Genomic DNA, 14,145 nt, shown 5'->3' with positions numbered 1-14,145 from the left:
GCACCAAAGATCGCAACGCTGGATAATTGCGGTTGGTGGACATGCCCGTACAACGAAAGCCGCAGTCAGAAGGGGCTGACTGCGGCTTCGGTTTTGTTCTTGGTGACGAAAGTCAGACGGAATGCGCACCATCCGCCAGCGTTTTTACAAATTCCAGCACTTCAAGCACGGGTTTGCCCGCACCGATCTGGCTGACGATGGCTGAGCCTACGACTGCTCCATCCGCGACCGATGCGATGGCGCGCGATTTCTCGGGTGTGTTGATTCCAAAACCCACGATCACAGGCAGATCAGTTGCGGATTTGATCCGCGCGACCTCGGGGCCCACGTTTGTGGCCTCAGCCTCAGCCGCGCCAGTGATTCCGGTAATCGACACATAGTAGACAAAGCCAGAGGTGTTCTGCAGAACGCGAGGCAGGCGTTTATCATCGGTTGTGGGTGTGGCGAGCCTGATGAAATTCAAGCCCGCAGCCTGCGCTGGCAGGCAAAGCTCGTCATCTTCTTCCGGCGGTAAGTCCACGACGATCAGCCCATCGATCCCTGCGGCCTTGGCGTCAGATAGAAACGCATCGACGCCGTGGCTGTAGATCGGATTGTAGTAGCCCATCAGAACAATCGGTGTGGTGTGATCTGTTTCGCGGAAGCTACGGGCCAGGTCGAGGGTACGCTTCAGCGTCATGCCCTGATCCAGCGCCCGTTGACCCGCGGCCTGAATGGTGGGCCCATCCGCCATCGGGTCGGTGAAAGGCAGGCCCAGCTCGATCACGTCGACGCCTGCAGCAGGCAGGCCTTTGACCACCTCGAGCGAGGTGTCGTAGTCGGGATCGCCCGCCATGATATAGGCAACAAATGCTTTCTTGCCTTCGGCTTTCAGGGCGGCGAACTTCGCGTCGATACGGGTCATCAGGTGTCCTTGCAGTCAGGTTTGAACCTGATGTGCAGAAACTTTGCCCGAAAATCAATCCCGCCCGGGTCTGATCGGCTTAGAAGCCCAGATGATACCGCACGAGCACCGCGTTTACGCCGGGGTTGAATTCCTCTGTGCTGGCATTGGACTTGTGAGTGATCGCCACCGACACTTTGTTCCCGCCATTTAAGGTATAGCCTAGCCCCAGCAAGCTGCGGATCTGAAAATTGCCGCCCAGATCGTTCAGATCGTTGCCTTCGTTGTAATAGCCGGGCATCACGCTGCCCTCGACGAACCAGCGGTCATTTAGATTGTAGATGCCGACCAGGCCTGCGCCGAAATGGGTATCGCCGTCTTCGTCGACCGAAAGGGCCGCACCCCAGGTCGCGCTGAACCGGGTTGCCTGATAGAAGGGGCGATGCTGATATTCAAGGGATACAATGCCCTGATCCACCGATGCATTGTCAGAATAATCTGCATAGCCGGCCCCAAAGATCACAGTCTGGGCCTGCGCAACTGCCGGGGTGGCAAATGCAATCAAGGACGCGAAAAGAAAAGTCTTCATAGCCGAAATTCTTCAGTTGTTATGTCTACATGCGCTAAGTGGTTACCCTAAATCGTATTTTTCAATCGGTACAAGAACACGATTGAGGAACAGTTTTGTGATGTGACCTATCGGCCCCATGTCTCGAGGGTATGAGCTACTGCTTGCGCATTCCAACTCAGGTGCATAGAAGACGCCGTCACATCGCTTCAGGAGGCCATCATGGGCTTTAAAATGGGAATCGTGGGTCTGCCGAATGTGGGCAAGTCGACCCTGTTCAACGCGCTGACCAAAACAGCTGCGGCGCAAGCTGCGAATTTCCCGTTTTGCACGATTGAGCCCAATGTTGGTGATGTGGCCGTACCTGATGATCGTCTGGACAAGCTGGCGGCGATTGCCTCGTCGAAACAGATCATCCCGACGCGCATGACCTTCGTGGATATTGCTGGTCTGGTGAAGGGCGCCTCCAAGGGGGAAGGGCTGGGCAATCAGTTTCTGGCCAATATCCGTGAGACCGACTCCATTGCCCATGTGCTGCGCTGTTTCGAAGATGGTGATGTGACCCATGTAGACGGTCGCGTCGACCCGGTGGCCGATGCGGACACGATCGAGACCGAGTTAATTCTGGCCGATCTGGAAAGCATCGAAAAGCGCCGCGCCAATCTGGTGCGCAAGCTGAAGGGCAATGACAAAGAGGCGCAGCAGCAAGACCGTTTGCTGGCCGAGGCGCAAGAGATGTTGGAAAACGGCAAGCCCGCGCGTTTGGTCGAGGTATCTGCCGAGGACGCCAAGGCCTGGAAGATGCTGCAGCTGCTGACGACCAAGCCGGTACTTTACGTTTGCAACGTGTCCGAAGAAGAAGCGGCCGAAGGGAATGTATATTCGGCCAAGGTTGCCGAAATGGCGGCAGCCCAAGGCAATTCGCATGTCATCATCAGCGCAAAAATCGAAGAAGAGATCAGCCTGCTGGAAGAGGATGAGGCCCAGATGTTCCTTGAGGAGATGGGTCTGGAAGAGCCCGGCCTCGACCGTCTGATCCGCGCGGGCTACGACCTGCTGAAACTGGAAACCTATTTCACCGTTGGCCCGAAAGAGGCTCGCGCCTGGACCATCCGCACCGGCACTGCCGCACCGCAGGCCGCGGGTGTGATCCACGGCGATTTCGAAAAGGGTTTTATCCGGGCCGAAACCATTGCTTATGACGACTACATTGCCGCGAATGGCGAACAGGGTGCCAAAGAAGCAGGCAAGATGCGGGCCGAGGGGAAGGGCTACATAGTCAAAGATGGTGACGTGATGCACTTTCTGTTCAACACCTAAAGTCTCGCAACGGGCATTGCGATTCGCGCTGAGATCACCCAGCGCTCAAGATGCAAAGGGTCAGAGGACGCGCGACAGAAAGACCTTGGTGCGCGGCTCGCGTGGTTGGGAAAACAGCTGGTCGGGTGTGCCTTGCTCCAGAATGCGACCTGCGTCCAGAAAACAGACCTTGTCTGCCAGCTCTCGGGCAAATCCCATCTCGTGAGTGGCAAGCACCATGGTCATACCCTGCTGATGCAGGTCCCGCAGTACGTCCAGCACTTCGCCGACAAGTTCGGGGTCCAAGGCGCTTGTGATTTCGTCAAACAGCATGATCTGCGGCTGCATTGCCAACGCTCGGATGATTGCTACGCGCTGCTGCTGTCCGCCTGAAAGCTGGTCGGGATAGTGCTGCATTCGGTCTTCTAGCCCGAAGCGTGCAAAAAGCTGTGTGACCTGTGGGCGCAGATTTGCCCGGCTGAGGCCGTGCACGCGGCGTGGCGCAAGCATCACGTTCTCAACCGCCGTCATATGGGGAAACAGGTTGTAGCTTTGAAACACGATGCCAATCTGCTGGCGCACGGGCTGAGGGTCCAGCCCGGGTTCCGATATATCCTTGCCGTCCAGCCAGATCGTGCCGTCGTCGACAGGCTCAAGCAGGTTCATGCAGCGTAGCAGCGTGGATTTGCCAGACCCGGACGCCCCGATCAGGCAGACCATTTCCCCTTCGGCCACATCAAGATCGATGCCTTTGCAAACCTCATGGTCGCCGAACCTTTTGCGCACACCTCGTAGACTTAACTTCGCCGTCATGTTCGCGCTCGGTTTTGTTTGTTCATCAGGTAATCGGCATAGCGTGTCGCGGGAATGGTCAGCGCAAGGAAGATCAGCGCGGCCCCTACATAGGGTGTGAAGTTCGCATAGAGCGATTTGTAGACGCCAGCCTGACGAAACACCTCAACCGGTCCGATGAAAGACAAAAGCGCCACGTCTTTTTGCAGCGCGATGAACAGGTTCATATTGGCAGGCACCACATTGCGGATGGCCTGTGGCAGCACCACGAAGCGCATGGTGTCTTGCGCGCTTAACCCCAACGAGGCTGCAGCCGAGCGTTGCGACTGGTGGATCGAATCGATGCCCGACCGGATCACTTCGGCCACATAGGCCGAATACACCAGAACCAGCGCCAGGGTGCCCCAGATATACGGGCTGTTCCACGGCCTCGGCAGGCCCAGCCCCGGGACCCCGAAGCCGATAATGTAGATCACCAGAACCACGGGCAGGCCGCGGAAAATGTCGGTATAGGCGATCCCGAAAAGGCGCAAAGGAAACAGCGCGGGTGCGCGCGTATCCCGGCAAAGTGCGATCATCAAGCCCGTCACCGCGATCAACGGTGCGGACCAGGCAAAGATCATCACGTTCAGCACAAAGGCTTCGAGCAAGCCGGGAAAGGTTGCTGCAAACACCCTGCCATTGAAAAAGGCGCGCTGAACAGCCTCCCAACCGGGGGCAAGCGGGATCAAGATGATCAGCGCAAGGACCACACTGACCGTTGACATCAGCGCAATACGGTTCGAGCGTCGCCTGACCCCAGCCTCATAGAGCTCGCGGCGTCTTTGGCCCGAACCGTTAGGTTCGGGGGATTTTTGCAGTGAAGTGTCGTTCATCTACTGGATAACCGGCACTCCGGTGGCTTCGGACAGCCATTGGGTTTCAATGGCGGCAAGCTCTCCGCTTTCAACCAACTCGGAAATGGCTGCGTCGACGCATTCTTTGAGTGGATTGCCGTCCTCCATCAAAAGGCCGAATTGATCAGGGTTTTCTGATTGGTCGGGCGAAAACTGCCCCAGCAATGCCCCGTTTTCAACCACAACTGCTGATAGATACAGGGCCGTGGGTAGATCGTAGAGGGCAGCATCAATCTGGCCGGCCATGATCGCGGCATTCACATCTGCATTGTCATTGTAAAGTAGGGGATCGCTTGCGGGTTGTATCACGTCGTTTAACATTGGGATTGCAGTGGTCGTCGCTACTGCACCCCATTTCAGGCCCTTCAAGCTGTCCAGCGTCGCCTCGGCTCCTGCATCAACCACACCTTGCGTGGTCAGAACCGCCATGGCCGAAGTGTAATAGGGCAGGCTGAAATCGACCATCTCCTCGCGCTCGGGCGTGATCGAATATTGCTGCATGTTGAAATCAAAGTTCTTTGCACCGGGTTGAATGGCTTCGTCAAAGCTGGTGCGCACCCAGGTAACACTGTCTGCCCCAAACCCCATTTTCTCGGCGATCGCATAGGCAACGGCAGCTTCAAACCCTTCACCACTTTCGGGCGCGTCATTCATCACCCAAGGATAATAGGCCGGGTTTCCGGTGGCGATTGTCAGCGTGCCATCCGTCAGGGTCTTACCTGTCGCGCATTCCCCTGCGGCAAAGGCATGGGTCGAGGACAGAATGACGGCTAATGCCGTACCCGCAATCAGTTTCATTGAAGCATCTCCCTGGATATTGTTTGCGCACAGGTTCTTACGGACGCACGTATTTGTCTAGTGTGTCTCGATATGGAATGCCCGTAACATCGATCTGATGGAATAGCTCGCTTACGGCTTGAACGCATCATGCATTCCGCTCGGGCGTATAGCCCGCTAGTGTAGGGGGCAAGCCAAGATCCGAGACTGCACTACATGATTGAAATCCGCGACCTACAATTGCTCAACGCCCTTGCACGGCATCGCCACTTTGCTAAAGCGGCCGAGGAATGCGGGATCTCACAACCAGCATTTTCCATGCGCATTCGCAATCTCGAAGATCGGTTGGGCGTTTCGATCGTACGCCGGGCGAACCGGTTTCAAGGGCTGACTGAAGAAGGCGAGATGATCGTCCAGCGCGCCCGTCGCATCCTTGATGACACCAAAGCGTTGGAGCAACAGGTCCTGGCGGCGAAGGGCGAGATCACCGGGACCTTGATCCTGGGCGTGATCCCGACCGCGATCGCGTTTACTGGGCGCCTTACCAAACACCTGCGGCAGGCCCATCCACGCATCGTGACCCGGATTGAGACTATGTCAGCCACGGCGATCCAGCACCGGCTGGATGAGGGTAGCCTGGATGCCGGTGTGACATATGGCGACAGCATCGGTACCGATCTCAGGCAGGTGCAGCCGCTGTATGAAGAGACTTACGTGTTGCTGGTTCCATCGCATATGACCGATGAAACCGGACCAATCCCCTGGTCGCGCGTGGCCGATTTCCCACTGAGCTTGCTTGAGCCGCAGATGCAGAACCGGCGCATTCTTGATCGAATTTTCACCGAACAGGGGCTGCACCCGGATATCGTAGCTGAAAGCAGCGGATTCACCACGTCAATGGTGATGGCGCGCGAAGGTCTGGCAGCAGCGGTTGTCCCACGAGTTCTGGTTAATGCTCTGGGTGAGCTGAAGGGTACAAAAGTGCTGCCTCTGGTCGACCCGGTGGTTAGTAAGCCGATTTGTCTGGCGACCCTAAGCCGGGATCCCGAATTACCAACCATACAGGCGCTGCGCGCTGTGGTGACGTCTTTGCGATGATAAGGTGTCGTTATCGTGCGATTGCCAAATGCGATTTGACGATATGCTAGTCTGATGAGACACGGGGCCTTAATCGGAGGGCATCATGGCACCATTAGATACCAAGCCATCAGGCGCACCCAAGGGCGTCTGGAAGTCAGGTAAAGGCAAAGGGCGGCACACGCCCAAAGGCCGTCAGTTCACGGATGAAGCGCAGGCCGAAATCGCGCGCCTGCTGGGGGACCGCCCCCGTCGCCGCGATCTGTTGATTGAATTTCTGCATTTGATTCAGGACGCGCACGGCCATATCAGCGCCGACCACATCGCCGCCTTGGCGGTCGAGATGCGAGTTGGACAGGCTGAAATCTATGAGACCGCGACCTTCTATGCTCATTTCGACGTAGTGAAAGAAGACGAGACACCTCCGCCCGCGCTGACGATCCGCGTTTGTGATTCCCTGTCTTGCGAAATGGCCGGTGCGCAGCAGTTGCAAAAAGCGCTTGAGGACGGGCTTGATCCGGTTGAGGTGCGTGTTGTCCGAGCGCCTTGCATGGGGCGTTGCGACACCGCCCCAGTGCTTGAGATTGGTCACAACCATATCGACCACGCGACCCCCGAAAAGGTGCAGGCTGCAATTGCTGCCGATGACACTCATGCACATCTGCCTGACTACGAAACCTTCGCGACCTACGAGGCCGAAGGCGGTTATGCCAAGCTGAAAGAGCTGCGCGAAAGTGGCGATTGGGAAAAGGTGCAGGAAGACGTTCTGTCCTCGGGTCTGCGTGGTCTGGGCGGCGCTGGCTTCCCGTCGGGCAAGAAATGGGGCTTTGTTCGCATGAATGAAGGCCCGCGCTATCTGGCCGTGAATGGCGATGAGGGCGAACCCGGCACGTTCAAAGACCGGTACTATCTGGAACGCACGCCGCATGTTTTCCTTGAGGGTATGCTGATCGCTGCTTGGGCGGTCGAGGCAGAGACCTGTTTCATCTACATGCGCGACGAATACCCGGCCGTGCTGGAAATCCTGCGCCGTGAGATCGCTGCGCTGGAAGACGCCGGGATCGTCGCTAAGGGTTACATCGACCTGCGCCGGGGTGCTGGTGCTTACATCTGTGGTGAAGAATCCGCGATGATCGAATCGATCGAAGGCAAAAAGGGCCTGCCTCGTCACCGTCCTCCGTTTGTTGCGCAGGTTGGGGTCTTTGGCCGGCCAACCTTGGTGCACAATGTCGAGACCTTGTATTGGGTCACCAAAGTGTGCCGCGAAGGGCCGGAATGCCTCAACAGCACCGAAAAGAATGGTCGCAAAGGACTGCGTAGCTATTCGGTCTCTGGCCGTGTGGCGAAGCCGGGTGTTTACCTGCTGCCCGCCGGTTCGACCATTCTGGACGTGATCGAGGCTGCCGGTGGCATGGCCGAAGGTCAGAGTTTCAAGGCGTATCAGCCGGGCGGTCCGTCCTCGGGTCTGCTGCCGGCGTCGATGGACGATATCCCGCTGGATTTCGACACGCTGCAACCACATGGCACCTTCATCGGCTCGGCCGCTGTGGTGGTTCTGTCCGATCAGGACACCGCCCGCGACGCGGCGCTGAACATGCTGCGCTTCTTCGAGGATGAAAGCTGCGGTCAGTGTACGCCTTGCCGTGCGGGCTGCGAAAAAGCGGTCAAGCTGATGCAGGCCGACAAGTGGGATCAGGACCTGCTTGAGGACTTGTGTCAGGTCATGGGCGACGCCTCGATCTGTGGTCTGGGGCAGGCGGCTCCGAACCCGATCCGCCTTGTTATGAAACATTTCGCTGACGAAATCTGAAGGGAGACAGAGCCATGCTAGACGCAAGCCCAACCAAGACCGTCACCTTCAATCTGAACGGCGAAGATGTCACCGTGCCCCAGGGCTGGACCATCTGGGAAGCCGCAAAGGGGCAGGGGTTCACCATCCCGCACCTGTGCCATAAGCCGCAACCGGGCTATAAACCCGATGGCAACTGCCGCGCTTGCATGGTCGAGGTGGAAGGTGAGCGCACGCTGGTCGCCTCGTGCATCCGCCCTGCGGCGGACGGGATGGTTGTGAAAACCGACAGCGATCGGGCCGAGAAGTCGCGCGCCATGGTCATGGAACTGCTGGTGGCCGACCAGCCGGAAGAAGCCCATGACACCTCCAGCCACTTCTGGGACATGGCCAAGCTGAACGATGTCAGCGACAGCCGTTTCCCGGCGAAAGAGGCCGAGAAAATCCCCCTGCTGGATGACAGCCATGTTGCCATGCGCGTTAATCTGGACGCCTGTATCAACTGCAACCTCTGCGTCCGCGCCTGCCGTGATGTGCAGGTGAATGACGTGATCGGCATGGCTGGTCGCGGGCATACCGCGCAGGTTGTATTCGATCAGAACGACCCGATGGGCGATTCGACCTGTGTGGCCTGTGGCGAATGTGTTCAAGCCTGCCCGACCGGCGCGCTGATGCCCGCCACCGTGCTGGACGACCAGCAGAAGGGTGACAGCAAGGACTATGACAGCGAAACCGAAAGCGTCTGTCCGTTCTGCGGTGTGGGCTGTAAGGTCTCGCTGAAGGTCAAGGACGGCAAGGTGAAATATGTCGAGGGCATCAATGGCCCCGCCAACGAAGGCCGTCTTTGCGTTAAAGGCCGGTTTGGCTTTGACTATATTCACCACCCCCACCGCCTAACCAAGCCGCTGATCCGGCGCGAGGATGCGCCTGAAAAGGGGCTGAACGTCGATCCGGGCAATCTGGACACCCATTTCCGCGAAGCGACGTGGGAAGAGGCGATGGATCTGGCTGCGACCAAGCTAAAAGCCCTGCGCGAGGAAGACCCGCGCAGCGTTGCGGGCTTTGGTTCGGCCAAATGCACCAACGAAGAGGCGTATTTGTTCCAGAAGTTCATCCGCCAGGGGTTCAAGCACAACAACGTCGATCACTGCACCCGTCTGTGCCACGCGTCGTCGGTGGCAGCCCTGATCGAGAACGTGGGATCGGGTGCCGTGACTGCGACCTTCAACGAGATCGAAAACGCGGATGTGGCGATCATCATCGGGGCCAACCCGATCGAAAACCACCCTGTGGCCGCGACCTACTTCAAGCAGTTCACCAAGCGCGGCGGCAAGCTGATCGTGATGGACCCACGTGGCGTCGGGATGCGGAAGTTTGCGGATGAGATGCTGCAGTTCCGTCCGGGGGCCGATGTCTCGATGCTCAACGCGATCATGAACGTGATCGTCGAGGAGGAGCTCTATGACAGCCAGTATATCCACCGCTGGACTGAGAATTGGGAGGCCGAGAAAGAGCACCTGCGCCAGTTCTCACCCGAGGCGATGGCTCCGATCTGTGGCATCGAACCGGATCAGCTGCGCCGCGTTGCTCGTACTTTTGCGCAGGCCGAGGCCGGTCTGATCTTCTGGGGTATGGGTGTCAGCCAGCACATCCACGGCACCGACAACTCTCGCTGCCTGATCTCGCTGGCTCTGATGACCGGCAATGTGGGTAAGCCTGGTGCGGGTCTGCACCCGCTGCGCGGTCAGAACAACGTGCAGGGGGCGTCTGATGCAGGCCTGATCCCGATGTTCCTGCCGGACTATAAGACGGTCACGGATGACAGCATTCGGGCGCAGTTTACGGATGTCTGGGGCTCGGATGATTTCTCGAATGAAAAGGGCCTGACTGTCACCGAAATCATCGACCAGATTTACGCGCGCAATATCAAGGGGATGTATATTTTGGGTGAGAATCCAGCCATGTCTGACCCGGATGTGAATCATGCGCGCGAGGCCTTGGCCAAGCTGGATCTGATGATCGTCCAGGATATCTTCCTGACCGAAACGGCGAACTATGCCGACATCATCCTGCCAGCCTCGGCGCTGTATGAGAAGAATGGCACCGTGTCGAACACCAACCGTCAGGTGCAGCGAGTGCGTCCGGCTGTGGCGCCTCCGGGTGAGGCGCGTGAGGATTGGGCGATCACCGTCGATCTGGCGCAGCGCATCGGGCTGAATTGGGACTACACGGATGTCTCTCAGGTTTTCAACGAGATGAAGCTAACGATGGAGTCTCTCGACAACATCACCTGGGAACGGCTTGAGACCGAGTCGATCACTTATCCGTCGCTCAGCGAAACTGATCTGGGCCAATCCATCGTGTTTGGGGATGGCTTCCCGCGTGCGGATGGCAAGGCCAAGTTCACGCCAGCCAGCATCATCCCGCCGGATGAGGCCCCGGATGAGGATTATCCGATGATCGCCACAACTGGCCGTCAGTTGGAACATTGGCACACCGGGTCCATGACCCGCCGCGCCACCGTTCTGGACGCGGTGGAGCCTGAGGCGAACTGCTCGATGAACCCGCGCACCTTGAAACTGATGAGGATCGAACCGGGTGAGACGATCCGTCTGACCACGCGTCGCGGCTCGATCGAGATCATGGTGCGCGCCGACCGGGCGATTGCCGAAGATATGGTGTTCATCCCGTTTGCCTATGTCGAGGCTGCCGCGAACATCCTGACCAATTCGGCCATCGATCCCTATGGCAAAATCCCCGAGTTCAAGTTCTCGGCGATCCGGGTCGAAAAGATCGAAGACGCCATCGCGGCAGAGTGATCTAAGGCAGAGATGAATATGAAAGGGCGGTCCGATGGGGCCGCCCTTTTCCTAAGTGCCGTTACGTCAGTCCCTGCTGCATCATTTTGGACTTTCTTTGCACCATTTGCGCCATAATTATCTGTTTCTACACATCCCCGAACGCGAAAACGTCACAAGAACGCCTCCATTCGCGGCAGGGCAAGGAGAAGCAAAGGCATCATAAGGGGATTGCCCAAAGGGAAGGACTTGGGCGCGACCAGAGCAGCAGGGCTATATGACACTCAACGACGTGTATCTCAGATTGAAACAGGCCGACATTACGTATGTCGTGCTACCGCGGGTGACGGTTCGTGCAACCGTGAACACCCTGCTCAGTTTTTTTCTGTCCAGGAACTTTATCGTATTTCTAGTGCCTTTGATGCTGTTGCTGATCGGCGCGACATCTTCCTTGTTTGCCGACCGTCTAAGCGGGTTTGGTCGTGCGGTGTATTGGTTGTCGATGTTGATCGGATACATGGGATCTGCCTTTCTCATGATCCTGGTACAGGCAAGCTGCAGCAGTTTTTTGGGTATCAAAAGGTTCTTCTCGCCTGTGACATGTATCCCCGTGGCGCTTGGCGCGATGACGTTCGCCGAGCTTGCGACAAACTGGGTGCTTAATCTGTTTCAGACATCAGATTTCATGTATATGCCCATGCTACTGCCGCAGTATCTGCTGATCGTCGGGATTGAGAGCATAGTTATCGTTTGGGTTTTACCGCCCTATCTGGACAGGCTTGAGGAAAGCCAGGGCTCAATCGAGGATACTCCCAAGAACAGTGCGACCGGGGTAGTGACGGCAAATGGTCAGATCTTTCTGATCAAGGACATCAAGTTCGTTCAGGCAAACCAGCACTATGTGACTGTGCAACTTGATGATCGTGAAGTGCTGGTGCGCTCTACATTCAAGGGGATTCTGACCCAGCTACCCACAGGGGCAGGGTTGCAGGTGCATCGTTCGTGTTGGGTTGCCAATTCCTGCGTCGACATCGCACGTAGTTTGAATGAGATCGGACATGTCGTTCTGTGCAACGGTGAGAAAGTGACCGTTGCCCGCAGTCGCACCGGTGCGGTACGCGATTGGTTGGCAAGCCTCGCCTGCTCTGAAGGGCTGCAGAGTGTCGAAGCCTGATCACGCGAAGGCCATAACTCTGTTCGGGTTAGGTTTGAACGGCGGCCGCGGATAAATGGACACCTTCCCGCGTTTCTCGCTGATTTGGATAGCGGCACGCAGGAAGGTGAACGTATCAAATGCTTGAATGCTGAAACGGTTTGTTAGTACCACTTTCGTTTCCCCCGATTTCGGATTTAACCCCCTCCTTCATCAGGCATTACTCGTTACCAAACACACTGGTTAAATGCGCTGCAACAACCGCAGCACGCTACCTCTTCGAATATATGTCTGAAGCAGGCAACGAGTTTGGTACGAAACGTCGAAAACTCGTAACGAATGGGGCCTGCAGTTCATGTCGCACGAGTTGCGGGCGCAGTGAATTTCGCGACATGTTCTTTAATATATTGATTCCAAGTCTTTATTTATTTCTGGCCGCTAATAATTCATCACGATGAGCGAGATACCCTGTTTCCTGAGGGTTGAGGCGTGAACGGTTCGGCCTCAATTCGTTTGTCGCCCTGAATCAGGTATGAATTGAGGTCGATAGACCGCTCCAGATCAGTCTCTGAGTCCCCATCATGGTTGTTGGTATTTTTCGAGATCAGAGATGTTTGCGTGGACAACCCGTTCCGCCCTGAATGTTGGGCCTCATTCGTACCCGTTCAAAGTGGCGGTGAAATCGTCCAGAATAACGTGGTGCCAACTTCGGTGCAGGCATCACATGCTACTTACCTTGGGCGCATTAGGTATCAGAAAGAAACTTTACAAGGGCTAGGCTGGATCACAAATATTTGAGTCTTGAAACTGTGGTTTTTGGGACGTGTGCCCCTGATCCGTGCAAAAGGCTCACTACGCTGTTCCGCTTCGGGGCTCCGAAGATCTAGAAGCAATTAAGTGGATCATATGCTCAGTGTTAACAATAGGTTACCAATTTCACACACCATGTTCGCGTACCGCTTGGTAAACACAAGAGCGCCCCTTTTGATGAGGTGTTTTCCCGCCAAAGCAGCCCGCGTAAAGGCAGGTCAAAGAAAGCGCTGGGTAAAAACTGTTCTGAGCATCTTGTGAACTGAACTGATCTGTTCGATTAGGGCTCGAGCGAAATTTCATAGCTCGCCTATTCACACATTTACGGAAAACGACATGAAACATGTTCTCTTCGCAACAACAGCGCTAATCGCGACTGCTAGTGTCGCGGCAGCAGAGGTGAAATTCAGCGGTTATGGCCGTTTTGGTATCGGCTATCAGGAAGATCGATCATCCGACTCGAATGTGAGCGACACAATTCTGGTTTCCCGCTTTCGTCTAAACATCGACGGGGATGTGGAAACGGATACCGGGGTCAGATTCTCGGCGCGCGTTCGATTGCAGGCCGATGAAGACAGCGATACCGGCGAGGCAAACACAGCCGGTTTGAACGGTGCCCGCTTCTCGGTCATCTTTGGCGGTCTGCGTGTCGATGCGGGCAACGTCTCTGGCGCATTTGACAACTCAGACCTGTACTTTGGTAACGAACCGGGCCTAGAAGAGTTTCTGGGTCAATATTCCGGTGTCGATTATGATTTCCTGGAGTATTCATCGACCGGCGCAGGTTCGAATGCGGTGTTCTTCCAATATGCGGTTGGAGACTTGGCCTTTGGTGCGTCCTATGACACCGATGCCATCAATGGCGCAGATCGCTGGGACGTCAGTGCGACATACATCTTCGACAATTATTCTGCCACAGTGATCTACGGTCAGACCGAAGCCGTTGCTGGCGGCGACAAACAGGATCTGATTGTTCTGGCACTGGGGGCTGAGCTCGGAGACTTCAGCGGAACACTGTTCGTTGGACGTGATGGTGACACGCCGGTCAACGATTTTGGAGAAGAGACCGACGGCACTGTTTATGGTGCGTCGCTTGCCTACAATCTTGGTGCCGCCACCACCATCACAGCAGCTTACGGTGATGGTTCGGCCGAAGGTGATACGCAGCAATATGGTGTTGGCGCGATCTATGATCTTGGCAACGGCGCAACGCTGCGCGGTGCAGTTGGTCGTGAAAAGGTCGGTCGTGCGGGCGAAGCTCAGACCATCGCCGACTTTGGTGTTCAGTTTAACTTCTGATCGA

Annotated in this window: 11 protein-coding genes; 6 read left to right on the top strand and 5 right to left on the bottom strand. The window is 56.5% G+C overall.

All coding sequences use genetic code 11. The features are described from left to right. Positions 1-112 precede the first annotated feature (112 nt). Together trpA and ACR0EL_RS13345 are read right to left on the bottom strand one after the other, a co-directional pair. Complete coding sequence (gene trpA / locus ACR0EL_RS13350) at positions 113-904, bottom strand: tryptophan synthase subunit alpha (RefSeq protein ID WP_480500403.1); 792 nt, start codon at positions 902-904, stop codon at positions 113-115. 79 nt (positions 905-983) lie between these two features. After that, positions 984-1,472: an acyloxyacyl hydrolase gene (locus tag ACR0EL_RS13345; protein ID WP_480500402.1), complete on the bottom strand. Its 489-nt coding sequence runs from the start codon at positions 1,470-1,472 to the stop codon at positions 984-986. Between the two features lie 201 nt (positions 1,473-1,673). Here ACR0EL_RS13345 and ychF point away from each other — a divergent pair, with 201 nt between their 5' ends. Beyond that, entirely contained in the window at positions 1,674-2,771 is a 1,098-nt protein-coding gene (gene ychF / locus ACR0EL_RS13340) for a redox-regulated ATPase YchF (protein WP_480500401.1), read from the top strand. 60 nt (positions 2,772-2,831) lie between these two features. Here ychF and ACR0EL_RS13335 read toward each other — a convergent pair whose 3' ends face one another. From ACR0EL_RS13335 to ACR0EL_RS13325, 3 genes are read right to left on the bottom strand one after another with little or no spacing between them, the layout of a single operon-like run. After that, a complete protein-coding gene (locus tag ACR0EL_RS13335; protein WP_480500399.1) occupies positions 2,832-3,563 on the bottom strand; it encodes an amino acid ABC transporter ATP-binding protein in 732 nt (243 codons plus the stop codon). Then, positions 3,560-4,417 (bottom strand): amino acid ABC transporter permease, encoded by an 858-nt coding sequence (locus tag ACR0EL_RS13330; protein WP_480500398.1) that lies wholly within the window; start codon positions 4,415-4,417, stop codon positions 3,560-3,562. Before ACR0EL_RS13330 ends, ACR0EL_RS13335 begins: the two co-directional genes overlap by 4 nt. Next, on the bottom strand, positions 4,418-5,236 hold the full coding sequence (locus tag ACR0EL_RS13325; protein WP_480500396.1) for an ABC transporter substrate-binding protein: 819 nt from the start codon (positions 5,234-5,236) through the stop codon (positions 4,418-4,420). 195 nt (positions 5,237-5,431) lie between these two features. Here ACR0EL_RS13325 and ACR0EL_RS13320 point away from each other — a divergent pair, with 195 nt between their 5' ends. From ACR0EL_RS13320 to ACR0EL_RS13300, 5 genes are all read left to right on the top strand, one after another. Beyond that, positions 5,432-6,313, top strand: a complete 882-nt coding sequence (locus ACR0EL_RS13320) for a LysR family transcriptional regulator (RefSeq protein ID WP_480500395.1) — start codon at positions 5,432-5,434, stop codon at positions 6,311-6,313. Between the two features lie 85 nt (positions 6,314-6,398). After that, the gene (locus tag ACR0EL_RS13315; protein WP_480500393.1) at positions 6,399-8,102 is read left to right on the top strand and encodes an NAD(P)H-dependent oxidoreductase subunit E; all 1,704 of its coding nucleotides are present in this window, start codon (positions 6,399-6,401) and stop codon (positions 8,100-8,102) included. A 14-nt stretch (positions 8,103-8,116) separates the two neighbouring features. Continuing rightward, the gene (gene fdhF / locus ACR0EL_RS13310; protein ID WP_480500391.1) at positions 8,117-10,900 is read left to right on the top strand and encodes a formate dehydrogenase subunit alpha; all 2,784 of its coding nucleotides are present in this window, start codon (positions 8,117-8,119) and stop codon (positions 10,898-10,900) included. Between the two features lie 256 nt (positions 10,901-11,156). Beyond that, on the top strand, positions 11,157-12,053 hold the full coding sequence (locus ACR0EL_RS13305; RefSeq protein ID WP_480500390.1) for a LytTR family DNA-binding domain-containing protein: 897 nt from the start codon (positions 11,157-11,159) through the stop codon (positions 12,051-12,053). 1,125 nt (positions 12,054-13,178) lie between these two features. After that, positions 13,179-14,141 carry a porin gene (locus ACR0EL_RS13300; RefSeq protein ID WP_480500389.1) on the top strand — a complete coding sequence of 321 codons (963 nt, stop codon included), beginning with the start codon at positions 13,179-13,181 and terminating at the stop codon, positions 14,139-14,141. Positions 14,142-14,145: the final 4 nt, after the last annotated feature.

Source organism: Ruegeria sp. AH12 (assembly GCF_056541465.1).
Note: the sequence above shows the minus strand (reverse complement) of the source record. Positions and strands in the feature narration are given on the sequence as shown.

Coding starts and splice junctions, on each gene's coding strand:
- trpA (WP_480500403.1), bottom strand. CDS start 904: ATGACCCGTATCGACGCGAAGTTCGCCGCCCTGAAAGCCGAAGGCAAG.
- ACR0EL_RS13345 (WP_480500402.1), bottom strand. CDS start 1,472: ATGAAGACTTTTCTTTTCGCGTCCTTGATTGCATTTGCCACCCCGGCA.
- ychF (WP_480500401.1), top strand. CDS start 1,674: ATGGGCTTTAAAATGGGAATCGTGGGTCTGCCGAATGTGGGCAAGTCG.
- ACR0EL_RS13335 (WP_480500399.1), bottom strand. CDS start 3,563: ATGACGGCGAAGTTAAGTCTACGAGGTGTGCGCAAAAGGTTCGGCGAC.
- ACR0EL_RS13330 (WP_480500398.1), bottom strand. CDS start 4,417: ATGAACGACACTTCACTGCAAAAATCCCCCGAACCTAACGGTTCGGGC.
- ACR0EL_RS13325 (WP_480500396.1), bottom strand. CDS start 5,236: ATGAAACTGATTGCGGGTACGGCATTAGCCGTCATTCTGTCCTCGACC.
- ACR0EL_RS13320 (WP_480500395.1), top strand. CDS start 5,432: ATGATTGAAATCCGCGACCTACAATTGCTCAACGCCCTTGCACGGCAT.
- ACR0EL_RS13315 (WP_480500393.1), top strand. CDS start 6,399: ATGGCACCATTAGATACCAAGCCATCAGGCGCACCCAAGGGCGTCTGG.
- fdhF (WP_480500391.1), top strand. CDS start 8,117: ATGCTAGACGCAAGCCCAACCAAGACCGTCACCTTCAATCTGAACGGC.
- ACR0EL_RS13305 (WP_480500390.1), top strand. CDS start 11,157: ATGACACTCAACGACGTGTATCTCAGATTGAAACAGGCCGACATTACG.
- ACR0EL_RS13300 (WP_480500389.1), top strand. CDS start 13,179: ATGAAACATGTTCTCTTCGCAACAACAGCGCTAATCGCGACTGCTAGT.